At 39.5% G+C, this 24,866-nt stretch carries 21 protein-coding genes; 6 read left to right on the forward strand and 15 right to left on the reverse strand.

Annotation, left to right across the window (positions count from 1 at the left end; genetic code table 11):
• Positions 1 to 17: 17 nt before the first annotated feature.
• Entirely contained in the window at positions 18 to 974 is a 957-nt protein-coding gene (locus QHG57_RS01745) for an acetyl-CoA carboxylase carboxyltransferase subunit alpha (protein WP_330168376.1), read from the reverse strand.
• Positions 975 to 1,052: 78 nt separating this feature from the next.
• Positions 1,053 to 1,991, reverse strand: a complete 939-nt coding sequence (locus QHG57_RS01750; RefSeq protein ID WP_330168377.1) for a site-specific tyrosine recombinase XerD — start codon at positions 1,989 to 1,991, stop codon at positions 1,053 to 1,055.
• 260 nt (positions 1,992 to 2,251) lie between these two features.
• Between QHG57_RS01750 and QHG57_RS01755 the strand changes: the two genes are divergently transcribed.
• From QHG57_RS01755 to QHG57_RS01770, 4 genes are all read left to right on the forward strand, one after another.
• The gene (locus QHG57_RS01755; RefSeq protein ID WP_330169601.1) at positions 2,252 to 2,884 is read left to right on the forward strand and encodes a shikimate kinase; all 633 of its coding nucleotides are present in this window, start codon (positions 2,252 to 2,254) and stop codon (positions 2,882 to 2,884) included.
• On the forward strand, positions 2,859 to 3,992 hold the full coding sequence (aroB, locus tag QHG57_RS01760; RefSeq protein WP_330169343.1) for a 3-dehydroquinate synthase: 1,134 nt from the start codon (positions 2,859 to 2,861) through the stop codon (positions 3,990 to 3,992). The genes QHG57_RS01755 and aroB overlap by 26 nt, the downstream gene beginning before the upstream one ends.
• Positions 3,993 to 4,411: 419 nt before the next feature.
• Positions 4,412 to 4,807: an MliC family protein gene (locus tag QHG57_RS01765; protein ID WP_330168379.1), complete on the forward strand. Its 396-nt coding sequence runs from the start codon at positions 4,412 to 4,414 to the stop codon at positions 4,805 to 4,807.
• Positions 4,808 to 4,824: 17 nt separating this feature from the next.
• Positions 4,825 to 5,214, forward strand: coding sequence for an MliC family protein (locus tag QHG57_RS01770; RefSeq protein WP_330168380.1), 390 nt, complete (start codon positions 4,825 to 4,827; stop codon positions 5,212 to 5,214).
• Positions 5,215 to 5,230: 16 nt separating this feature from the next.
• Here QHG57_RS01770 and mnhG read toward each other — a convergent pair whose 3' ends face one another.
• The 7 genes from mnhG to QHG57_RS01805 form a co-directional block, all read right to left on the reverse strand.
• Positions 5,231 to 5,641, reverse strand: a complete 411-nt coding sequence (gene mnhG / locus QHG57_RS01775; RefSeq protein WP_330168381.1) for a monovalent cation/H(+) antiporter subunit G — start codon at positions 5,639 to 5,641, stop codon at positions 5,231 to 5,233.
• Positions 5,638 to 5,919, reverse strand: coding sequence for a K+/H+ antiporter subunit F (locus QHG57_RS01780; RefSeq protein WP_330169344.1), 282 nt, complete (start codon positions 5,917 to 5,919; stop codon positions 5,638 to 5,640). Before QHG57_RS01780 ends, mnhG begins: the two co-directional genes overlap by 4 nt.
• Positions 5,916 to 6,401, reverse strand: a complete 486-nt coding sequence (locus tag QHG57_RS01785) for a Na+/H+ antiporter subunit E (RefSeq protein ID WP_330169345.1) — start codon at positions 6,399 to 6,401, stop codon at positions 5,916 to 5,918. The genes QHG57_RS01780 and QHG57_RS01785 overlap by 4 nt, the downstream gene beginning before the upstream one ends.
• Complete coding sequence (locus QHG57_RS01790; RefSeq protein ID WP_330169346.1) at positions 6,398 to 8,020, reverse strand: monovalent cation/H+ antiporter subunit D; 1,623 nt, start codon at positions 8,018 to 8,020, stop codon at positions 6,398 to 6,400. Before QHG57_RS01790 ends, QHG57_RS01785 begins: the two co-directional genes overlap by 4 nt.
• Positions 8,020 to 8,361, reverse strand: coding sequence for a Na+/H+ antiporter subunit C (locus QHG57_RS01795; protein WP_330168779.1), 342 nt, complete (start codon positions 8,359 to 8,361; stop codon positions 8,020 to 8,022). Before QHG57_RS01795 ends, QHG57_RS01790 begins: the two co-directional genes overlap by 1 nt.
• Positions 8,361 to 11,282, reverse strand: a complete 2,922-nt coding sequence (locus QHG57_RS01800; RefSeq protein ID WP_330169347.1) for a monovalent cation/H+ antiporter subunit A — start codon at positions 11,280 to 11,282, stop codon at positions 8,361 to 8,363. Before QHG57_RS01800 ends, QHG57_RS01795 begins: the two co-directional genes overlap by 1 nt.
• A 231-nt stretch (positions 11,283 to 11,513) precedes the next feature.
• Positions 11,514 to 12,011, reverse strand: coding sequence for a BA14K family protein (locus QHG57_RS01805; protein ID WP_330169348.1), 498 nt, complete (start codon positions 12,009 to 12,011; stop codon positions 11,514 to 11,516).
• Between the two features lie 167 nt (positions 12,012 to 12,178).
• Between QHG57_RS01805 and QHG57_RS01810 the strand changes: the two genes are divergently transcribed.
• A complete protein-coding gene (locus tag QHG57_RS01810) occupies positions 12,179 to 13,276 on the forward strand; it encodes a carboxynorspermidine decarboxylase (RefSeq protein ID WP_330169602.1) in 1,098 nt (365 codons plus the stop codon).
• 53 nt (positions 13,277 to 13,329) lie between these two features.
• A complete protein-coding gene (locus QHG57_RS01815; RefSeq protein WP_330168386.1) occupies positions 13,330 to 14,568 on the forward strand; it encodes a saccharopine dehydrogenase family protein in 1,239 nt (412 codons plus the stop codon).
• A gap of 1,141 nt (positions 14,569 to 15,709) precedes the next feature.
• On the opposite strand, the gene lpdA is transcribed toward QHG57_RS01815, so the two are convergent.
• From lpdA to mdh, 6 genes are all read right to left on the reverse strand, one after another.
• Positions 15,710 to 17,116: a dihydrolipoyl dehydrogenase gene (lpdA, locus tag QHG57_RS01820; protein WP_330168387.1), complete on the reverse strand. Its 1,407-nt coding sequence runs from the start codon at positions 17,114 to 17,116 to the stop codon at positions 15,710 to 15,712.
• A 31-nt stretch (positions 17,117 to 17,147) separates the two neighbouring features.
• The gene (gene odhB, locus QHG57_RS01825) at positions 17,148 to 18,359 is read right to left on the reverse strand and encodes a 2-oxoglutarate dehydrogenase complex dihydrolipoyllysine-residue succinyltransferase (protein WP_330168388.1); all 1,212 of its coding nucleotides are present in this window, start codon (positions 18,357 to 18,359) and stop codon (positions 17,148 to 17,150) included.
• 32 nt (positions 18,360 to 18,391) lie between these two features.
• Positions 18,392 to 21,391 (reverse strand): 2-oxoglutarate dehydrogenase E1 component, encoded by a 3,000-nt coding sequence (locus QHG57_RS01830; protein ID WP_330168389.1) that lies wholly within the window; start codon positions 21,389 to 21,391, stop codon positions 18,392 to 18,394.
• Between the two features lie 163 nt (positions 21,392 to 21,554).
• Positions 21,555 to 22,457, reverse strand: coding sequence for a succinate--CoA ligase subunit alpha (sucD, locus tag QHG57_RS01835; protein ID WP_330168390.1), 903 nt, complete (start codon positions 22,455 to 22,457; stop codon positions 21,555 to 21,557).
• Between the two features lie 3 nt (positions 22,458 to 22,460).
• Positions 22,461 to 23,657: an ADP-forming succinate--CoA ligase subunit beta gene (sucC, locus tag QHG57_RS01840; protein ID WP_330168391.1), complete on the reverse strand. Its 1,197-nt coding sequence runs from the start codon at positions 23,655 to 23,657 to the stop codon at positions 22,461 to 22,463.
• Between the two features lie 89 nt (positions 23,658 to 23,746).
• The gene (gene mdh / locus QHG57_RS01845) at positions 23,747 to 24,709 is read right to left on the reverse strand and encodes a malate dehydrogenase (RefSeq protein ID WP_330169349.1); all 963 of its coding nucleotides are present in this window, start codon (positions 24,707 to 24,709) and stop codon (positions 23,747 to 23,749) included.
• Between the last annotated feature and the right edge of the window lie 157 nt (positions 24,710 to 24,866).

Genomic DNA, 24,866 nt, shown 5'->3' on the forward strand with positions numbered 1-24,866 from the left:
CCCTCACAAAAAATAACCTATGTTAGAGATCGACCAATTTGAAGGTATTTTTCCCTTCGCTCTTGTTTAAGAGCTTCACCATCTTTTCCAGCCATAGCTTTTAAAGCTTCTGAAATAATATCACCCGTTGCATCAATGACAATCTCTTTGCCACGATGTGCTCCCCCTAAAGGTTCTGAAATAATGCCATCAATAATCTTTAAGCGATACAAATCTTGAGCGGTAATACGCATATTCATTGCAGCATCTTTTGCACGAGCTGGATCACGCCACAAGATAGAAGCTGCTCCTTCTGGTGAAATAACAGAGTAAATTGCGTGCTCCAACATATAAACTTTGTTGGCAGCCGCGATTGCTATCGCTCCTCCAGAACCGCCTTCTCCAATAACAACGGAAACCACAGGAACTTTCAAACGCAAAGTTGCAGCTGTTGATTGAGCAATTGCTTCCGCTTGACCACGTTCTTCAGCGCTTACCCCAGGATAAGCACCTGCTGTATCAATAAAAGTGAGGAGTGGCAAACCAAAGCGGTCAGCCATTTCCATAATGCGTACAGCTTTACGATATCCTTCTGGACGTGCAGAACCAAAATTATAGCGCAAACGTGTTTGCGTATCGTGACCTTTCTCTTGACCAATAAAAGCAACGGCCTCACCTTTAAAACGTGCAAACCCAGCTTGAATAGCCTCATCTTCAGCAAACTTGCGATCTCCTGCTAAAGGAGTCACATCACTCAATAGACGTTTAGAATAGTCCATAAAATGGGGACGATCAGGATGACGAGCGACTTGTGTTTTTTGCCACGGCGATAATTTTTTATAAATATCGTGCAACGCTGTTTGAGATCGCGCTTCAAGACGAGCAATCTCATCGCTCATATCAAGACTGCCTTTTTCCTGAGAAATTTTTTTTAATTCAAGAATTTTCCCATCAAGATCAGCAACAGGTTTTTCAAAATCAAGATAATTATACATTTGTACCAACTCATTCAGTGTCACTTATACACTTATAATTTGCTTTATAAAGTCTTTTTCAAAAACATCACCTTTTCTTTAACGAGCCTTTTGTTCATCGGCAAGTGGATGATGCTCATTGACTAAACGATAAAGTCCCTCTTCCAACACATGGGTATAAATCTGAGTGGTAGCAATATCAGAGTGACCTAACAAATGTTGAACTGCGCGCAAATCAGCACCATTTTGCAAAAGATGACTAGCAAAAGCATGGCGCAACACATGGGGAGAAAAGTTATCACTTTCTATCCCTGCTCTTCTAGCGAGATTTTTTAACTCCCGTGCAACGACTTGACGAGCAATATATCCTGTCTCGGAATGCGCAGGAAAAAGATAAGGACTTGCAGCATCCTTTCCCTGATCACGCAAATTTAACCACTGTGAAAGAACTTGGCGTGCTTTTTTTGATAAGAGCACCATTCGTTCTTTTTTTCCCTTACCACAAACCAAAACGCTGTACTCCTTCCTTCGAACAGACTGAACCGGCAGACTCACCAACTCACTAATACGCAACCCTGTTGCATAAAGCATTTCACTCAATAGCTGAAGACGCAATGCGCGCAGATAATCCTTAGATCCATAATCTGCTTGATTAACCTCCAACTGCGCCAAATCAAGCAACTTTGTCACCGCATCTTCACCAATAATTTTCGGCAAAGGGCGCCCCTGACGAGGTGCATCAATATCATGAGAGGGATCATCTGCTCTCAACCCTTCAGCATAAAGGAATTGATAAAACTGACGCAAAGTCGATAAACGGCGCGCTTGCGACGATGCTGCAAAACCAAAAGTATGCATAAGCGACAAAAGAGCAATTAAATCTTCTTTTTGTGCTGAAAAAAGCGAAACAGAGTGTGAAGACAATTCGTCTTGTGCCCACTGCAAATCATGCTGATAAGCCGCAAGCGTATGAGGTGAAGCCCCTCTCTCCGCGCTCATCATCTCAAGAAAATGATCTATCACAGCGCCACTTTTCATTTCATTGATTCGCTTCCGTAGAAAGATTCCATGAATCCAAGGGGACATCAATGTACATATCCACAGTTACTGGTTCAACCCAAACCACAAGAGCCCCCATTATAATGAAAAGGACAGAAAGCAAAATGAAAAGAATCATCAAAAATCTGGTCAATGTTGGCATAAGACAATAACCTACCCAAAAATATTCTATCTCGTATTATGCCTCACAAAGATTAACAGGAATTGACTTTAAGATGGATAAATGCCGAAATAAAGTTATGAAAAGCAATCGACCAAAACGCGTCCCCATAACACAAATAAAGAATCAGCTCTTATCATCCCTTGATAAAAGAGCTCTTGTCCTTGTTGGTCTTATGGGGGCAGGCAAATCAGTGATCGGAAAACGCGTCGCCACCATGCTCCGTTTACCCTTTTATGATTCTGACAAAGAAATTGAAAAAGCTGCACAAATGAAAATCACAGAACTTTTTAAAATTTATGGTGAATCAGAATTCCGCGCTCTTGAACAGCGTGTTATTTTAAACCTCATGAAAAAAAGTCCTCTTGTTTTAGCAACAGGTGGTGGTGCCTACATGAACGAAAATATTCGTAAAGCCATTCATCAAAATGGTATATCCGTATGGCTAAAAGTTGATCTTGATATCCTCATGCAACGTGTCTTAAAGCACCCAACACGACCACTCCTTCAAACAGTCAATCCTAAAGAAACCATGCAAAAACTCATGGAACAGCGTTATCCTATCTATGCAAAGGCAAACTTAACAATTAACAGTCATAAAGAAAGCCGTCATACCGTAGCACAAAATGTTATACGATCTGTACAGCACTACCTATACACAGAAATTAATAATAGGAACAACCAGCATGCAAACAAAGACCGTCACTGTTAAACTGAACAGACACTGTTACGATATCATCATTGGTCCGGGTCTAATTGCACAAGCTGCTTCACAGATTAAACATGCTCTTAACAAAAAAGATCCTCATCCAACGCGCTTGGCACTTGTTACAGATACAAATGTTGCTTCCCTTCATTTGGAAATATTACAAGCAGAGTTAACAAAAAATAAAATTCATACTGTCCCTATTATTGTAGAAGCGGGAGAACAATCAAAATCATTTTCAACCTTGCAAGTTATCATCGATCAAATTCTTGCTGCGCGTTTAGAAAGAGGCGATTGCGTTATTGCTTTTGGCGGTGGTGTCATTGGCGATCTAGGAGGATTTGCCGCAAGCATCATACGCCGTGGTATGAACTTCATTCAAATGCCCACAACGCTTCTCGCACAAATTGACTCCTCCGTTGGTGGAAAAACTGGAATCAACAGCCGATATGGTAAAAATCTGATTGGTACTTTTTATCAACCGCAATGCGTTATTGCTGACACATGTCTTCTTAATACCCTACCATCGCGCGAATTTCGTGCTGGTTACGCGGAAATGGTCAAATATGGACTCATTAACCAGCCTGATTTCTTTGAATGGCTTGAAAAAAATGGACAAGAAGTCTTTTCCAATGGCCCTATGCGAACAGAAGCCATTGTCCGCTCATGCCAATTTAAAGCTGATATTGTAGCGCGCGATGAACACGAAACAGGAGAGCGCGCACTCTTAAATCTCGGCCATACATTTGGACATATGCTTGAAACAGCAACAGCCTATGACTCAAAGCGTTTAATTCACGGTGAAGCTGTAGCAATTGGAATGGTTCTAGCGCATCAATTCTCTGCTCAACTAAATTTAATAAGCCCCAAACTTACACAACGCGTTGAAGCACACTTCAAATCTATAGGATTGCCTACACAATTAAAGAATGTCCCAGGATATCTACCAGATGCTGAAACTTTAATGACTCTCATTGCCCAAGATAAAAAAGTTTCACAAAATAATTTGACCTTCATCTTAACACGCGGCCTTGGCCAATCATTTATTGCAAAAAATGTTTCACCAGATGCAGTTTTGACTTTTCTGAAACAAAAATTAGCAGAAATTCGTTAATTCATATTGAATATAATTGATTCGTTTTTATACTTCTATTAAAGGAATAAGTACGATGATGTCTGCGTAGCTCAGTAGGATAGAGCACAGGATTCCTAAAGAAATTGGGCACTTTGAGGAGAAATCCTCGAAGTGGATCTGCTCAAATTCGGGGAAAGCTTCATGGGAGACTATATGCCAATCCCGAGCCAAGTCTCTCTTCAAATGAGAGAAAGGTGTAGAGACTGAACGGGCAGCACCTAAAGAGCTAAAAGCTTCAAGGTGAAGAGACAGTCCAGACCACAAACAGCCGGATAAGGCTGGCGGTGAAAATCGAAGTGGTATGAATCCTGGGGTCGCAGGTTCGAATCCTGCCGTAGACACCATCGTATCAATCAAATTATTCTTTGTGCGCAATATTAGGAATATAGGGAAGCATTATGAAAAAAACTTTGCATATTTTAGGATTTTTCACCGCTTTAAGTTTATCACTCTTTAGCTCAAACAATAGCTTGGCTGGTTCTTTTATCATTGAGGTACCAGACAATCCAGAGCCAAAAACAGAAACCATTACCTACCAGTGCGATACTGGAACAAGTAAAGAGCGCGTTGAAGCAATCTACCTCAATGCTGATAATATTTCGTTAGTTGATTTCAAATGGAAAAGCGATCGCGTCATTGCTGCAAATGTAGTCGCCGACACAGGGGAAAAATATGAAGGAAGATGGTATGTTTGGTGGAAAATGAACAGCGAAGTCACACTTTACGATCATCTTCGTGATCCAGAAAGAAAAAAACCCATCCACTGTAAAGATGAATCAACATTGTTGTTCTAAATAATCAGGTAAACATTATGAAAAAAACTCTTTTTAATTTACAATTTTTAGCCGTTTTAAATCTATCGCTTTTTAGCTCAATGAGTGCCTTTGCTGGCTCTTTAGTCATTGAGGTACCAGACGATCCAGAACCAAAAAAAGAAACCGTTGTCTATCAATGCAGCAATGAAACAAAAAAAGAGCGTGTTGAAGTAACCTACTACACTACCGGTGATATTGCATTAGCTGATCTCAAATGGAATGGAAATCGCATTATGGCTTCCAATGTCGTTTCTGCTTCTGGAGCAAAATATGTAGGGGGAGAATATGTTTGGTGGACAAAAGGAAACGAGGCCTCATTCTATCATACCCTTACTGAAGACCACGCAATGTCCCTCACGTGTGTAGAAGAAAAAAGCACAGAATAAAAAAGGTTCTTACATTTCAAGAATCGCGCTGGCTCTCATCGCTTGATGTTTCTTCTGACGTAGATAATTTTTCTTCCGTCTGGTGTAATAAAAGAGCCAGCGGTTTTTCTGACTGTTCTTCTGAATGATGTCGATAAGCTGCTGTATGTGAAAGCAACATAGAAGCTACCGGTGCTGTTAAAAACAAAAAAAACATCAGCAACACTTCATGAAAAACAAAATGATGGTCTACAAATATTGAATAAAGAAATGAAGAAATAAGAATGCTACCAACACCCCAACTCGTACATACTGAAAGCATATGCAAACGCTCATAAAAACTGGAAAAACGCACCAAACCTATCGTTGCGATCAACGTCAATCCAGACCCTAATATTAAGAAAACCGTGATAGCAATAGCAACCACAAGCGATACATCATCTTTCATTCAATAATCTCCCCCCGCATAAGAAATTTCGCCAAAGCGATGCTTGAGACAGTTCCCAACAACCCAATAATGAGAGCTGCGACAAAATAAATGGTTGCTCCTGAACGGATATCGAATGTAAGAAACAAAAGAAGAGTGGTTATATAAAGAGCATCCAAACCAACAATTCTATCCTGTGCCCGTGGACCACGAATCAACCGAAACAATGCGAAGATCACCGCCAAACTTAAAAAAAACTGTGAAAAGAAAATTCCCCAATAAAGGATCACCATACTCATAAGAAAATCTCCAAAAGTAATTGCTCATACCGTTGTTTGATCAATTGTTGATAATCATATCCATTTTTTAAATTTAAGACATGAAGCAAAAGCTCACCTTTTTTACTATTATAGGCAACCCAAGCCGTTCCAGGAGTGGCCGAAAGGATGCATGCTAAAATAGCCAACGCAGTGCGATTATGAAGCAAAAGAGGCACTACAATAAAGCCAGATTGCTGTTTTCGAAACCTTTTTGTTAAAACAAACCAAACCACCGAGATATTTGAGGATATAGAATCTATCAAGACTCGAAAAATAAGACGAAAAACTGCACTCCAGCTTTTAATAGCAACCTTCTCCGGCTCAAGAAGCCGTATCACCCAACCACAAAACAAAGCGGTTATAATGCCTAAAAGCAATTGCCCTAAACTAAAACCATTTAAAATAAGCCACATAAGGACAATGACACCACTGAAAAAAGGAGAAGGACAAAAACGTTTCATTTATTCATCTCCCTCTTTTTGAGAGAAAAATCCGTTAAAACGCTCCCAATATAATTCTGAGGTTCATACAAAGTCTTAGCAGTTTCAGACATATAATGACTAACAGGACTGGCTACAATTGTTATAAGAAAACACAAGGCAAGAAGAACAGCAATAGGCGCAAATTCTATCACCTGCACACGGGGAACACGACCTTCAAGAGAAACCCAAAAAGTTCTAATCCCCGTTCGTGTCAGTGCAATCAAAGCTGCAAAACCAGAGAGGGTGACAAAAACCACAAAAAGCCAATCATGGTAAACCGGAAGAAAGGCAAAAAAATCCTCTCTACTATGGTTTAAAACTGCCATGAACATCATAAGTTTAGCAACAAAACCAGAAAAAGGTGGCAATCCAATAATCAAAATGGCACAGATACCAAAACAAGCCCCAAGAATTGCCAAGGTTACAGGGAAATATGTGCCAACTTCATCTTCTTCCTCCTCTTCATCGTCACCATAAACCTCCATTGTAACAGCCAGAACATTAGCAGCCACATCTTGACAGCGTTCAACCAACTCTACCAAAAGAAAAAAAGCTCCCAGTGCTAAAGTTGAAGAAACAATATAAAAAAGTGCACCTGCTGTCAGTGCTGCATTGCCGATTCCAATCGCGGTCAACAATGTACCAGAAGAGACAAGAACACTATAAGCTGCCAAACGCACTAAAACTTGGCTCGCTAATACTCCAATAAAACCAAAAATCATAGTAGCAAGCCCACCATAAAACAAAACCGTATGACCAAAATGGTTAAAATATTCACTTTCAGGCCCAAACCACAGCAACGTTAAACGTAAAATAATATAAATACCCACCTTGCTCAAAAGTGCAAAAGAAGCTCCAACGGGCGCTACTGCTGCGCTGTAAGTTGGCACCAACCAAAAATTAAGCGGCCACATACCAGCCTTAAGCAAAAAAGCAATACCTAGAAGTGCAACACCTATTTCGAACAAAACAATATCTGTAGAAGATATGTATTTTATTTTAACAGCCAAATCAGCCATATTAAGAGTACCAGCGACACCATAAATGAGTGCTGTACCAACTAAAAAAAGTAATGAAGCAATAAGATTAACCACTACATAATGTAACCCTGCACGCACGCGTGTCTGACCAGAACCATGCAAAGCAAGCCCATAGGAAGCCGTTAACATAACTTCAAAAAATACAAATAAATTAAATAAATCACCGGTCAGAAAAGCGCCATTTATCCCCACCATAAAAAATTGCATCAATGACTGAAAATGAGAACCCGCTTTGTACCAATGAGCCCGCGCAAAAACCAGTGCGCTAGTCACCAACAAGCTTGAAAGTAAGAGCATCATGGCGCTTAAACGATCAAGGACCAAAACAATTCCGAAGGAAGAGGGCCAATTGCCAAGCCGATAAACATCGCAAGCCGGCGCTATTTCAAGAATCCGTATAATCAATAAAACAGCAATAACGACCGACAATCCCGCCGAAAAAAGACTAATTAATGATTTAAGTTTCGAACGCCGTTCATCATAAAAAAGAAGAAGTGCTCCAGTGATTAACGGCAAAAGAATAGGCAAAATAAGGAGATGACACACCCCTACTTCCATCACTGCACCTCACGTCCATCAACGTGATCTGAACCCGTTAAACCGCGTGAAACCAAGAGAATAACTAAAAATAAAGCTGTCGTTGCAAAACCAATCACAATCGCAGTTAAAACCAAAGCTTGAGGAAGAGGATCGATATAATTAGCTGGATTAATAACATTAGAAGGATCAACAATTGGCGCAGCATTACTACGCGGTCTACTCATTGAAAACATAAAAAGATTGACACCATAGGAAATCAAAGACAAACCAAGAATGACTTGAAAAGTGCGTGGACGTAAAATAAGCCAAATTCCTGATCCAACAAGAACACCAATACCTAAAGAAAGAACAATTTCCATCATTTTTCCTTCTCTTTCAAAACAGGTTTCTTACCGATTCGGTAACTCCGAATTGACTGATGTGCAAGTGCAATTAAAATGAGAACCGTTGCTCCTAACACAAGAGAAAGCACACCAAAATCAAATAAAAAAGCAGATGCCATGGGAACTTTTCCAATTAACGGAAGATGAATATATCGAAAAAAGGAGGTTAAAAAAGGATATTCAAAAAACCACGCCCCTACTCCCGTTGCGACTGACAACAGTAAACCAAACCCCATCCAACGCAAAGGTAAAACTCTCAAATGCGTTTCCACCCAACGAATATCACGCGCAAGATATTGCAAAATAAAGCCTATTGCTAAAGTCACACCACCAACAAATCCGCCTCCTGGAAGATCATGCCCCCGTATAAATAAATAAATCGAAAAAACGATAATAACTGGAAAGAGCCAGCCCATAATAACAGCAGGAACAGCTAAATAATTCAATACCGTATCCCCTATATTCCGATCAGGCTGTGCCATATCAAAAGCTTTCTGAACACGTTGTTGAAAAGGTGCATCAATACTTTCAGGGGCAGGACGAAACCGTCGTAAAAGGGCAAAAACAGTGAGTGATACAACACCCAAAACGACAATTTCTCCCATAGTATCAAAACCACGGAAATCAACCAACAACACATTCACAACATTGCGACCACCAGCATCAGAATAAGCCTTGGTGAGAAAAAAATCAGAAATCGTCATACCTTGAGGACGTGTCATCACTGCAAACGAGAGCCATGCTACACCAGCACCTCCCACAAGGGCTATGATGAAATCACGGATACGACGCAAGCGTACAAAAAAACGAACAGGCGTTGGAGTAGGATTATGCAAGCGTTTAGGCAACCACCGTAAACCAAGCAATAATAAGACGATTGTAACAACCTCAACAACTAATTGTGTTATTGCTAAATCAGGAGCAGAAAGCCATAAAAAGGTTGCACAAGTCACCAAACCAGCTCCCCCCAATAACATGAGTGATGCAAGACGATGAAACTTTGCTTGCCAAGCAACTAAAAGCGCACATAATCCGCCAACTAACCAAAGAGCGAGAAAAGGAATATCAACTGGGAAAAGCGGTAACGCCCCCGCTGAAATGAAACCATCACACCAAAGTAAAAGACCAACAAATGCAAAACACATCCAAAAAATCCAGTGCACCTGTATCTGCAAACGGCGTATTGACAAAATAGATTCCACCGCACGCGCCCATTTCCAAGAAATAATCACGAGAATGCGTTCAAAAATACGCGGTCCATTCAAGTGACGAAAAAAAGGCGCCCCATCATCACAGGATAAAAAATAACGATGCCCGACAGCATAAAGCAATCCGCCTCCTAATAACGCAACCAAACTCATCACTAATGGAGTATTAAATCCATGCCAAACAGCTAAACTATAAGAGATTGTCATTGGTCCTAAAACAGACACGACCGCGTTATCTAAAATAGGTCCTATTGTTAAATTAGGAAAAATACCAACTGCTAAACAAATAAACACCAAAAGCTCCATTGGTAAACGCATGAAATGCGGTGGTTCATGAGGAGTTTTGGGTAAATTGACAGGTTTTGGTCCCAAAAAAACACCATGAATAAAACGTATAGAATAGGTTACACTAAACAGACTAGCCAGTGTTGCTACATAAGGTGCAATCCAATCGAGCCATGATTCCATATGCGTTTCAACAGCTTCAGCAAAAAACATCTCTTTCGATAAAAAACCATTCAGCAAAGGAACTCCGGCCATCGCTGCACTTGCAACTAAAGCGAGAGTTGCTGTAATAGGCATAGAACGATAAAACCCTGACAATTTACGCATATCACGTGTTCCCGTCTCGTGATCAATAATACCAGCGGCCATAAATAAAGAAGCTTTAAAAGTAGCATGATTGGCCATATGGAAGATCGCTGCAACACAAGCAAGTGGACTACCAAGGCTTAAAAGCGTGGTAATCAATCCAAGATGACTAATAGTAGAGTAAGCAAGTAGTCCTTTCAAATCTTGCTGAAACATGGAAAAATAAGCACCAAGCAGCAGTGTCGAGAGTCCTGAAAAGCCAACCAGCCAAAACCAAGATTCTGTCCCAGAAAGCACAGGCCATAAACGAACAAGCAAAAACAATCCCGCTTTTACCATGGTTGCCGAATGCAAATAAGCCGATACGGGGGTTGGAGCAGCCATCGCATTGGGCAACCAAAAATGAAAGGGAAACTGTGCACTTTTTGTTAATCCCCCCAATAAAATACAAATAAGGACAAGACTATAAAGAGAACTTGACCGGATCATATCTCCAGACTGCAGCACCCTATCCAAATCAAAACTGCCAACAATATACCCAATCAATAAAACCCCAATAAAAAGGGCAAAACCACCAAAACCTGTGATTGTTAGAGCCATACGCGCACCCTCACGCGCACTTGCATTATGGTACCAATAACCGATCAACAAAAAAGAAAAAATACTGGTGAGTTCCCAAAAAATAACCAAAAAGACGAGATTGCCTGATAAGACTATTCCCGTCATTGATCCCATAAAAGCCAAAAAAAAGGAAAAAAAACGCGGTACAGAATCCGCCGGATCCATATAATAACGTGAATAAATGACAACAAGCAACCCAATTCCTGTAATGAGCAAGCAAAAAAGCCACGCCAAACCATCTATACGGAGAATCAAATCGCTCCCCCATTCTGGAAGCCAAGAAATATCTAAACGCACTATGTGGTTTCCGCGAACTTCCGGATAAAGCATTATTGTAAAAATAAGACAGAAAAGTGCAACAATCCCAGCAAACCACGCTTCATTATTTTTTGCTGTCGAACGAAAAAAGCCAATGATAGCACTTCCACCAAAGGGAAGCAAAACGAGCAATACCAACATTGCTTCCCGTGTTGTCATTCTTTCAGCTCCATCCCGTTCTTAATATTTTGTCATCGACAAAACAAAAACTTATATTCTCACCCCCCATTCCACACTTAATGATAATAAGATTTAATAAAACTTAAAAGCATTTAAATTTTTCAAAAAAAACGCTTGTATGAAAATGCTGCGCATCACACAAGTTTTCTCTCTATTGTAAGCACAATAACGCCCACGACAAGAAGCAATTAAAATTTTATTTAATAATTTTTATCCTTTAAAAAAGCGAGAAAGGCACTGTTTACGAGGTCCATGAAAAGGCTGATAACTATTATCATTTTTATTGTAAGAACGGTAACGCGCACGGCAAGATTCAATATGTTGTTTAAGCATCCATAGCTCTTTTTTTTCTAATTTTTCCAAAGAAGACGTTAAAAACACTTTTTTAGCATCTGATACAACTTTTAATGATGCGCCTTTTGTGCTTAAGTGCGATGATGTAACAAACGCCATTTCAGGATACCACCAATTATCACTGTATTTACGATAACCACGCCGATAATGACGATAGCCTTTAAAACCATTAAGTTCTCTACGCCCCGTAAAAATCAAAGGCACCGGACTATCTTGGACAGAAGTCTGAGTAACCAGTTTGGCTTTAGCATCACTCCTATTTTTCCCCCAATTAACAAGAGTGATTGTTATAATAAAAAAACTGCTAACAAATAGAAAAGCTAAAGCATAATATAATTTTTTTTTCATACTCATAACGCAAAACTCAAAATAATAAACAACAGTAATTACAGAAAGCCTTTCTCTTGCTAGACAGAAACAGATTCTTTTCTTAAGATTCTTTTTTCTTGAGACATTCTGTTACTCTTTGTACTAAACGTTGATCTTGGCAATAAGATCCTTCAAAAAAGAATGAATAAATGATGATAAAAACCCCCTATTATCTTATAGACAAATTGAAACTCGTCAAAAATATGCAAACAATTTCTCGTTTACGGGAAATGTCCGGAGCTAAAATTTTACTTGCTTTGAAATGTTTTGCCACATGGAGTGTTTTTGATTTAATGTCTGAGTATATGGATGGAACGACCTCATCATCTTTGTATGAATTGCGTTTAGGAAGAGAAAAATTTGGCAAAGAAACCCATGCCTATTCGGTTGCTTGGGCCGATCATGAAATTGATGAAGTCTGTGGTTATGCAGACAAAATTATCTTTAACTCAGTCCAACAGCTTCAACGCTTTTCTAATGCAACAAAAACCATTCAACGAGGCTTGAGGTTAAATCCAGGAATCAGCGCATCCAATTTTGATCTTGCCAACCCCTCCCGCCCTTTTAGCCGCTTAGGCGAAGCCAATCAAAGCGCTATAAAAGAAGTTCTACCCCTCATAAATGGCCTGATGATCCACAACAATTGTGAAAATGCTGATTTTAATCTTTTTAACCAAATGCTTGGGTATATAGAAGAAAAATTTGCAGAACTTTTCGCTGCGGTTGACTGGATAAGCCTTGGCGGTGGTATCCATTTTACCGCTGAAAATTATCCTCTAGAAGCTTTCGCAAAACGTTTGAAACAATTTTCTAAAACCCATGGCGTTACTCTTTTTCTAGAACCAGGAGAAGCTGCTATCACCAAAAGTACCACATTAGAAGTCAGTGTTCTTGACACATTGTATAATGAAAAGAATCTTGCCGTCGTTGATAGCTCAATTGAAGCACATATGCTTGATCTTTTAATTTATCGTGAAAATGCCAAATTAGAACCCAATCAAGGACCACACGAAATTATGATTTGTGGAAAATCTTGTCTTGCCGGCGATATTTTTGGAACATTTCAATTTCAAAAACCTCTCAACATAGGTGATAGACTGTCTTTTCAAGATGCAGCAGGTTATACAATGGTCAAGAAAAACTGGTTTAATGGCGTTACAATGCCCGCTATTGTTCTAAAAGAGTGCGATGGTACACTAAAACTTCAACGCCAATTCAGCTATAACGACTATCAGGAAAGCCTTTCATAAAGATCAACCATAAAAACGTCGTACAACAGTATTAAAAAGGAGATAAACCTACAATGAAAAAAAATGTTCTCATTATTGGTGCTGGAGGTGTTGCACAAGTTGTTGCACACAAATGTGCTCAAAACAATGATATTCTTGGGGAGATTCATATTGCTTCACGAACACTCAAAAAATGTGAAGCCATCATTGCTTCTATTAAAGAAAAAAACACAATGAAAGAACAGGGTGTTCTCAAAAGCCATTTGCTCAATGCCATGAATGTAGAAGAAACTATAAAGCTCATCCAAAAGACCAAATGCGAAATTGTCATTAATGTTGGTTCTGCCTTTCTTAATATGTCTGTTCTTTCAGCTTGTATTGAAACCAAATGCGCTTATATTGATACAGCAATTCATGAAGATCCCTTGAAAATTTGTGAAACACCTCCTTGGTATGGCAATTATGAATGGCCTCGACGTCAAGAATGTGAAAAAGCTGGTATAACCGCTATTTTAGGAGCAGGTTTTGACCCAGGTGTAGTGAATGCTTATGCTGCATTAGCGCGCGATGATTATTTTGATACAATCACAGATATTGATATTATTGATATTAATGCCGGAAATCATGGGCGTTGGTTTGCTACAAATTTTGATCCAGAAATTAACTTCCGTGAATTTACAGGACAAGTATGGTCATGGCAAAATAAAAAATGGACTTCCAATAAAATGTTTGAAGTCAGCCATGAATGGGATCTTCCCGTTGTTGGAAAACAAAAAGCCTATATGACAGGACATGATGAAATTCATTCATTATCGAAAAATCTCGATGTGGAGAATGTCCGTTTCTGGATGGGATTTAGTGATCGTTATATCACTGTTTTTACGGTTCTAAAAAACCTCGGACTCTTATCCGAACAGCCCATTAAAACGGCGGAAGGTCAAGAAGTCGTGCCCTTGAAAGTCGTGAAAGCCGTCTTACCCGACCCTTCCTCTCTCGCCCCAGACTACACAGGAAAAACCTGTATCGGAGATCTTATTAAAGGCGAAAAAGATGGAAACCCGCGAGAAATTTTTATCTATAATATAGCTGATCACAAACAAGCTTTTCATGAAACTGGGGCACAAGGCATTTCCTATACAGCTGGCGTACCAGCAGCCGCAACAGCCCTTCTTATTGCCACTGGTGAATGGGATGTTAAGACTATGGTCAATGTAGAAGAATTACCACCACACCCTTTCCTTAAATATCTTGATCATATGGGGCTTCCCACTTTTATAAGAGAACAACAAGAGGATAAAAAATTACAATTTTAATACCTATAGAAAGCATATGCTTGATTTTTTAAGTTATCACAAAGCTGTCTAATGAAAACAAACTTAATATTCTCGTGTAATTATGGTTTTTAAAGAATTTTAGCTATTCATTATACTTTGGCAACATTGCGATTTCTTAACAACCTTAAAGAAGAGACATATCATCTTTTTAAGACATAACAAGCAATGATCAAGAAAAACAGAAAAGCAAAAACTAATTTAATCACACTGTATAACTTGTCATTATTATCAAAAAGATAGTGTTATAAACAAAAGATATAAAAATACCGCTCTTTTAAAAAAGAGTGGTATTTTGTAGAATATTCAATCCCTCCCCTCTGCATCTTAAATGACAAAGATCCTTAACCCACACCAATCATTAAACAATTCAATTTCTTTAAACAAACTCCTTTTGGCTTCCTTCTTCATATGATTCATCACAATGAATAACATATTGATTTATAACAATAAACTATCATTTTCAACTTGATTCATAACGCTGAAAACTGTAAGATTCTTTTATCACAAACTCTCTCACGTTGAATCAATTAAAATCTTTTATCTGCAGATCACAAACAAAGCGAGCGTGTAAGTAAAAATGATGAAAAAAAAGAATAAAAATTTCTCTTATGAAGATTCTCAAATAATAAAGGGCTTTAGCAATATTGAGAACTGAAAAAGTGCATTATAATGTCAGTGTATACTTTCACTAAACATAAAGATGATGGTGCACTATAGATCTTATAACAGTTTGAATGAATTTTATATATTTCAAGAGGAATTTTACAGCTATACCATTCACGAGCACCATCGCTAAGTAGATTTGCGCATTTTGAGAGATACTTTCTTAAAACAAAGCACGCAAATAAGCTCAGAACCCTATCCTAAATATTTTATAACAGTATAAAAAACCACCCCATATGTAAAACTTTACATAGACCAAACACCACCGCTCTAAACGATAGTGCACAACAGGATAATCAATCAAAGCTGCACACCAGAGTTCTAAAACAGTAATTATCGAAAAGCATACAACAAATGAAACATTTCAATACAATTGGTTGTATTCCTTTTTAAAGTTTTAAAATGTTGTTGTATGCTTCACAAATATTTTCTGTCTCCTGTACTTTTTAAAAGCTTTTTAAATATGAAGTGGTTTAGCAAATGTTGCCAAAGCTGCCTCACGCACAGCTTCTGATAAGGTAGGATGTGCATGGCAACAACGCCCCAGATCCTCTGATGAACCACCAAATTCCATCAAAACTGCAATTTCATGAATCATTTCACCAGCACCAAATCCAAGAATGTGCCCCCCTAGTACCCGATCTGTTTTTTTATCGGCAAGAATTTTAACAAACCCATCACTCTTTTGCATTGCACGTGCGCGACCATTGGCCATGAAAGGAAATTTGCCAACATTATATTCAATACCAGCAGTTTTTAGCTCCTCTTCTGTCCTTCCTACACTCGCAATTTCCGGCTGTGTATAAACAACACTAGGAATAACATCAAAATTAACATGCCCTTTCTGACCTGCCAAAATTTCTGCCACAGCAACGCCTTCTTCTTCTGCTTTATGCGCTAACATTGGTCCTTTAACGACATCACCAATCGCATAAATTCCTGGAACATTCGTCTGCCAGTGGGCATCAATCGCAATAAATCCGCGTTCATCTAACTGAACACCAGCCTCCTCTAAGCCAAGCCCCTTCGTATACGGAGAACGTCCAGTAGCAATAAGCACAACATCAGCCTCTAAAGTTTCAGCTGCACCACCTTTTACGGCTTCAAAAGTCACCTGAGCAGTTGAGCCAGATTGTGTAACAGCTGTTACTTTTGTTCCCGTCTTATATTCTATTCCCTGTTTTTCCATTAATTTCTGAAATTGCCGTGAAACTTCACCATCCATTGAACCCAAAACTTTATTAAAATACTCAATAATGGTCACCTTAGCACCTAAACGGCTCCAAACTGATCCAAGTTCTGAACCAATAACACCAGCACCCACTACAATCATATGCGCTGGTACTTTTTCAAGTGAAAGGGCTCCCGTAGAAGAAACAATAGTCTTTTCATCAATTTCAACATTCACCCCTGGAATGCCCGAACTCTCTGAACCCGTAGCAATAATAATATTTTTTGTTTCAATTGTTTGTTTATTACCATCTCTGGCAACAACTTCCACACGACCCGCACTCAAAATTTTGGCTGTCCCCCAAAAAGTATCAACTTTATTTTTTTTCATCAAAAAAGAAACACCACTTGTATTGGCTGTCACCACAGCTTTCTTATGAACCATCATTTGTTCAAGATTAAGCTTAGATTTACCAATAGAAATACCAAGCGTTTCAAAACCATGCTGGGTTTCAGAAAACACTTCTGAAGCATGTAACAATGCTTTAGAAGGGATACAACCAACGTTGAGACATGTTCCTCCTAATGTTGTACGCTTTTCAATAATCGCTACTTTAAGTCCCAGTTGTGCAGCCTTTATTGCTGCTACATAACCACCTGGACCCGCTCCGATCACAGCCACATCATAAGACATCCGTTTCTCCTTTCATCCTGAAAACTGTATTTTACAAATCAAGAACAAGGCGTTCCGGATCTTCTAAGCTTTCCTTAACACGCACAAGAAAAGTTACAGCTTCTTGCCCATCCACAATACGGTGATCATAAGAAAGCGCTAAATACATCATGGGGCGGATCACAACTTGGCCCTCAACAACCATTGCTCGCTCTTTAATTGCATGCATTCCCAAAATACCAGATTGTGGTGCATTCAAAATCGGTGTTGACATCAACGATCCATACACACCACCATTGGTAATGGTAAAAGTTCCGCCCTGCATATCAGAAACGGCTAATTTTCCATCACGCGCAAGACGCCCCAAACGACCAATCTCTTTTTCAATCTCTGCCAATGACATCTGATCTGCATCTCGCACTACTGGAACAACAAGCCCTTTATCCGTTCCAACAGCAATTCCAACATTGACATAGTTTTTGTAAACAATATCTGTCCCATCGATCTCGGCATTAACAGCAGGAAGTTCTTTTAATGCATGACAAACAGCCTTGGTAAAAAATCCCATAAAACCAAGTTTAACACCATGTTTCTTTTCAAAAAGATCCTTATAACGCTTGCGCAAATCCATCACCGCAGACATATCAACTTCATTAAATGTGGTTAACATTGCTGCTACATTTTGTGCATCTTTAAGACGGCGAGCAATTGTTTGACGCAATTTTGTCATACGAACCCGCTCTTCACGTGTTTCTTGGACAGGAGTTGCCGAAGAACTCGTCGCAGAAGAAGAAGGTGTAGGGACATTTGTACTTCGTTTTAATCCACCAAGAACATCTTCTTTAAGAATTTGTCCACGTTTTCCAGAACCTGAAATATCACTTTTTGCAACATTATTTTCAGCCATCAATTTTGCTGCTGAAGGAGAAGGGGGCATTGTACTGCTCGAAGTAGGCTTCTCCGATTCAGACGAAGCCGCTGAAACAAGTGTAGCAGAAGGTGAAAATGATTGGGAGACACCAGCTTCTCCAGCTTTCACCACTCCTAAAAGAGCATTTACTTCAACCGTATCGCCTTCTTTTGCAATGATTTCAGATAATTTCCCCGCAACAGGAGAAGGAACTTCAACGGTTACCTTATCAGTTTCTAATTCAACCAAAGGCTCATCCATAGCGACAGCTTCACCAAGTTTTTTAAACCATTTGCCAACCGTTGCTTCGGTAACCGATTCGCCCAAAGTAGGAACACGAATTTCAGTAGTCATAATATTTTTCCATACATCAGAGTAGTAATAAATTAAGAACCTAACGCGTCTTTAAGAAACGCAGCCAGTTGTTCAAGGTGTTTCACCATTAACCCAGAGGCCGGTGACGCACTCGCAGGACGTCCTGCATAGCGAGCACGTGAATATTGCGCATTAATATGCGTCAAAACCCATTCCAAATAAGGCTCAATAAATGACCAAGCCCCCATGTTTTTTGGTTCCTCTTGGCACCAAAAAACTTCCGCCTGCAAAAAGCGCGACAACACATTCACCAAAACTTTTGCAGGGAAAGGATAAAGCTGTTCAATACGAAGGAGATAAACATCATCAATACCCTTTTTTTCACGTTCTTCATAAAGGTCGTAATAAACCTTACCAGTACAAAGGACGACACGGCGAATTTTACTATCTTTTTGCAAATTAATGACAGAGTCTTTGAGACATTCTGCATCATCAAGCAACACACGACAGAAACTTGTTTCTGGCCCCATTTCATTGAGAAGAGAAACTGCTCGCTTATGACGTAAAAGCGATTTCGGTGTCATCAAAATCAATGGCTTACGAAAATCACGCTTAATTTGTCGACGCAAAATATGAAAATAATTTGCAGGGGTTGTACAATTAGCAACCTGCATATTATCTTCCGCACAAAGTTGAAGAAACCGTTCTAAACGTGCAGAAGAATGCTCCGGCCCTTGCCCTTCAAAACCATGAGGCAATAAACACACAAGACCAGACATACGAAGCCACTTACGCTCTGCGGATGAAATAAATTGATCAAAAATGACCTGTGCACCATTAGAGAAATCACCAAATTGTGCTTCCCAAAGTGTTAATCCCCGTGGTTCAGCAAGAGAATATCCATATTCAAAACCAAGAACAGCTTCTTCAGAAAGCATAGAATTAACAACTTCATAAAGCGCTTGCCCCTTTTGTAAATGATTCAAAGGGATATAACGCGCCTCATTTTCTTGGTCATAAAGAACTGAATGACGTTGTGAAAAAGTTCCCCGTTCAACATCCTCACCAGAAAGACGAACCGGTGCTCCTTCCAAACAAAGTGAACCAAAAGCTAAAGCTTCAGCGGTTGCCCAGTCAACCCCCTCACCGGTTTCAAAAATTTTAGCACGATTATTTAAAAAACGTTGAATGGTTTTGTGAACGTGAAAATCTACCGGTATTTCGACAATTTTCTGACCAATTTCCTTTAAAATTTTTAATTCAACACCGGTTGTTCTAGAATGTTGTTCATCAGAGCTACTAAAAGCTTTGAGTCCCGTCCAGCTTCCATCAAGCCAATCAGCCTTATTGGGCTTATAAGAAGTACTTGCTTCAAATTCACCTTCAAGCTTATCGCGCCATAATTTTTTTTGTTGCTCAATCTCTTCTAAAGAAATCACTCCTTCTGCTACCAATTGGTCACTATAAAGTTGAAGTGTTGTTTTATGATTACGAATTGCCTTATACATAAGCGGCTGCGTAAAGGAAGGCTCATCACCTTCATTATGCCCATAACGGCGATAACAAAACATATCAATAACCACTGGTTTATGGAAAATTTGGCGGAATTCTGTTGCTATTTTGGCAATAAAAACAACTGCCTCAGGATCATCACCATTCACATGGAAAATTGGTGCATCAATCATTTTTGCGACATCTGATGGATAAGGCGAAGAACGTGAAAAACGTGGAGCTGTTGTAAAACCAATCTGATTATTGATAATAACATGAAGTGAGCCTGCAACACGATAACCTTTAAGACCTGAAAGACCAAAAGTTTCTTGGATAACGCCTTGTCCTGCAAAAGCAGCATCACCATGAATAAGCAATGGCATCACTTTTGAACGCTCACTTAATGAGAGTAAATCTGTATGCGCAGGTCCCATAAGTTGATCTTGTTTAGCACGTGCTTTCCCCATAACAACCGGATCAACAATCTCAAGATGAGATGGATTAGCCAACAACGATAAATGAACTTTTTTACCATCAAATTCAAGATCAGCTGAAGTTCCCAAATGATATTTGACATCACCGGACCCCTCCACATCATCAGGCTTATAAGACCCCCCTTTGAATTCATGAAAGATAGCCCTATGCGGCTTGGCAAGAACTTGTGAGAGAACATTTAAACGACCACGATGTGCCATTCCTAAAATAACTTCCCTAACCCCTAAAGCACTACCACATTTTATAATCTGTTCAAGAGCGGGAATCAGCGCCTCACCGCCATCGAGTCCAAAACGCTTTGTACCTTTATATTTAGTATCTAAAAACTGTTCAAATCCTTCTGCCTGAATAAGCTTATCCAGGATAGCTTTCTTGTCCTGTTGTGTGAAAGAAATTCTTTTATCTCTTCCTTCAATGCGTTCTTGAAGCCATGCTTTCTGAACCGGATCAGAAACATGCATATATTCCACACCGATTGTTGAACAATAAGTACGGTTGAGAATTTCAAGCATTTGTGGAATAGTTGCATATTCCAACCCTAAAACATTATCAATAAAAATGAGACGTTCGTAATCCGCTGGAGTAAAACCATAAGCTTCTGGGGAAAGTTCCTTATAATCTTCTTGTTTTTCGGCCAATTGAAGAGGATCAAGCTTTGCCCGAAGATGCCCCCGTGCTCGAAACGCACGAATCATCATAATTGCATGAACGGAATCACGTGTTGCACGAATAATATCTTGCTCACTGGAAGTTTTTCCCTTTTGTGCAGCACCTGTTATTGCTTTTTCCCTTAATTTATCACCAAGATATTTTTCAAGAGAAGACCAATCACCATCAAGAGCAGAAATCAATTCACCTTCTGCTTTTAATGGCCAATGATCACATTGCCATGTTGCTCCTTCAGCATTTTTAAGAACATCTTCTTTATTATCATGAAGTCCTTCAAAAAAAGCACGCCACTGTGAATCAACACTGGTAGGATCTTTTTCATATTGAGCATAAAGTTGATCTATATAATCCGCATTCCCACCATAAAGAAATGATGTCTGTGCAAAAAGGCTATTTATTTCGTCCTGCCTTGCCATATACCTCTCCGGAACATCTATTCCGTCTCCTTATATCTCTTTTCGACCTTTAAATGCTTACAAAACAAGCAATGATTCGACCATTCAAAAAGTTTTACCTTTTTATACTCAAGTTTCTTCACCTGAATCTAAGAACTTTTTCTTATTCAGGTGAAACTTTCTTTTAGCCTTTCAAAACTGACATCAAAGTCTTACCTATCTGTGATGGTGAGGGAGACACTCGAATCCCTGCTGATTCCATTGCCGCAATTTTATCTTCTGCACCACCTTTACCACCAGAAATAACAGCACCAGCATGTCCCATTGTACGTCCTGGAGGAGCTGTACGGCCAGCAATAAAGCCAATAACTGGTTTTTTACGACCTTTTCTTGCTTCATCTTTCAGAAACTGTGCTGCTTCTTCTTCAGCAGAACCGCCAATCTCACCAATCATAACAATAGACTGAGTTTCATCATCCGCTAAAAACATTTCCAACACATCAATAAATTCAGTGCCCTTAACAGGATCGCCACCAATCCCTATCGCAGTTGTTTGCCCGAGACCTTCCTGACTCGTTTGAAAAACGGCTTCATAAGTTAAAGTTCCCGACCTCGAGACAACCCCAACAGAACCTTTTCTAAAAATAGAACCAGGCATAATACCAATTTTACATTCATTTGGGGTAAGAATACCGGGACAATTAGGACCAATAAGACGAGATTTTGAATTTTCTAACCGCGCCTTCACTTTAACCATATCCATAACGGGAATACCTTCCGTAATACAGATAATTAAACGAACTTCAGCTTCAATAGCCTCTATAATAGCTGCCGCAGCCCCTGCAGGAGGAACATAAATAACGGAAGCATCCGCGCCTGTTTTTTCTTTTGCTTCTGCAACATTAGCAAAGATAGGAAGAGTTTCGCCTTTTGAACCTTCCCATGTTTCTCCACCCTTTTTAGGATTAACACCACCAACCATTTGCGTACCATGATAAGCAAGCGCCTGTTCTGTATGAAATGTTCCTGTTTTTCCTGTAAGCCCTTGAACTAGAACTTTTGTATCTTTATCCACAAGAATCGACATAACTTAAGCTCCCTTCACGGCTGCAACAATCTTTTGGGCAGCATCGTCTAAATCATCAGCAGGAATAACATTCAAACCACTCTCATTGATAATTGCTTTACCTTGCTCAACATTAGTGCCTTCAAGACGAACAACCAAGGGAACCTTTAAACCAACCTCACGAACAGCAGCAACCACACCTTCAGCAATGACATCACAACGCATAATACCACCAAAAATGTTAACCAAAATGCCCTTAACATTTGGATCGGCCGTAATAATTTTAAAAGCAGCTGTCACCTTTTCTTTTGACGCTCCACCACCAACGTCAAGAAAATTTGCAGGCTCTGCCCCATAGAGTTTGATAATATCCATTGTTGCCATAGCAAGACCCGCACCATTAACCATGCAACCAATCGTACCCTCAAGAGCAACATAAGCGAGATCATGTTTTGATGCTTCTATTTCCTTTGGATCTTCTTCTGAAAGATCGCGCAATTCTAAAATATCTGGATGACGAAACAGAGCGTTATTATCAAAAGAAACTTTCGCATCAAGAACACGCAAGTGACTATCTTTCATCACAATAAGCGGGTTGATCTCTAAAAGGCTCATATCTTTTTCACAAAATGCCTTATAGAGAATCGGAAAAAGCTTTTCACCATCTTCTCGCGCACTACTTTGTAGTTTCAACGCATCACAAAGTCTTACACAATCAGCAGAGGTAACACCCTCTACAGCATCAATCGGAAGCGTGAATATTTTTTCTGGTGTCTCTTCAGCAACTGTTTCAATATCCATTCCACCTTCTGTTGAAACAACAAAAGCAATTCGACCAACGCTACGATCAACCAAAAGTGAAAGATAAAGCTCTCGTTCAATATCGGCACCATCCTCAATATAAAGACGGTTGACCTGCTTACCCTCTGGACCCGTTTGTTTGGTTACCAAAGTTTTACCAAGCATTTCTTGAACATTTGCAACAACTTCTTCAACAGATTGTGCAAGTCGAACACCACCCTTTGCATCAGGACCAAGTTCTTTAAACTTACCCTTACCACGACCACCAGCGTGTATCTGACTTTTAACCACATAGAGAGGTCCGGGCAATTTTTTTGCCCATTTTTCAGCTTGCTCTACAGAATAAACAGCAACACCATTTGCAATTGGTGCTCCATATTCATGAAGCAGACGTTTGGCCTGATACTCATGGATATTCATGCATTTGTCCTTTTCTTTTATGGATCATTATTAATCCTAAAGTTTTAATATTCTAAATACTTATTTTAATGAATTAAATCTTGTTCAATTTACTTGAGACTAGGCACAAGAGCAATACAAGCTTCACAAAGCTTTTTAACCGCACTTACTGAATGATCAAAAGCACCTCTTTCTTCTTTATCAAGATCAATTTCAATGACTCGTTCAACACCACCTGCACCAAGTACAACAGGAACACCAACGTAGGTATCATTAACCCCATATTCTCCTGAAAGATAAGCTGCAACAGGCACAACACGTTTAGTATCCTTTAAATAGGCCTCAGCCATAGAAACAGCAGAAGCTGCTGGTGCATAATAAGCAGAACCTGTTTTTAACAAACCAACAATTTCTGCACCACCATCACGGGTACGCTGGATAATTTGATCAACTCTTTCCTTTGTTGTCCAGCCCATCTTTACAAGATCAGGCAAAGAAATACCACCAACCGTTGAATAACGCACGAGAGGAACCATTGAATCACCGTGCCCTCCTAAAACAAACGCTGTCACATCTTTAACAGAGACCTTAAATTCCTCAGATAAGAAATAACGAAAACGTGCTGAATCAAGGACACCGGCCATACCAACCACTTTATGCACGGGAAGACCTGAAAATTTCTGCAATGCCCACACCATCGCATCAAGGGGATTGGTAATACAAATAACAAATGCTGAAGAAGCGTATTTTTTAATTCCAGCTCCAACTTGTTCCATCACCTTTAAATTAATGCCCAAAAGTTCATCACGGCTCATACCAGGTTTTCGCGCAACGCCTGCTGTTACAATAACAACATCAGATCCTTCAATTGCTTCATAAGCATTAGCACCTTTTAGACTGATATCAAAACCTTCAACAGGTGAAGATTCAGCGATATCTAGAGCCTTACCTTGTGGCACACCTTCTGCAATATCAAATAAGATAACATCACCAAGTTCTTTAAGCCCAATAATATGTGCTAAAGTACCACCAATCATACCTGAACCAATGAGAGCTATTTTTTTTCGTGCCATTTTATTTTTTTCCTAACTTTTAGATAATTCAGCGCACACCCATCAGCGTCCGTATACTGAATATTTTTGACTTCAACCATATTCAAACAATATCATAAAAAGGAGTAAAGAAATGAAATTTACAAATTTTTCTCCTTACAGAAACAACAACCCTCCG

The organism is Bartonella grahamii subsp. shimonis (assembly GCF_036327415.1).
In the GTDB taxonomy this organism is placed as follows: Bacteria; Pseudomonadota; Alphaproteobacteria; order Rhizobiales; family Rhizobiaceae; genus Bartonella; species Bartonella shimonis.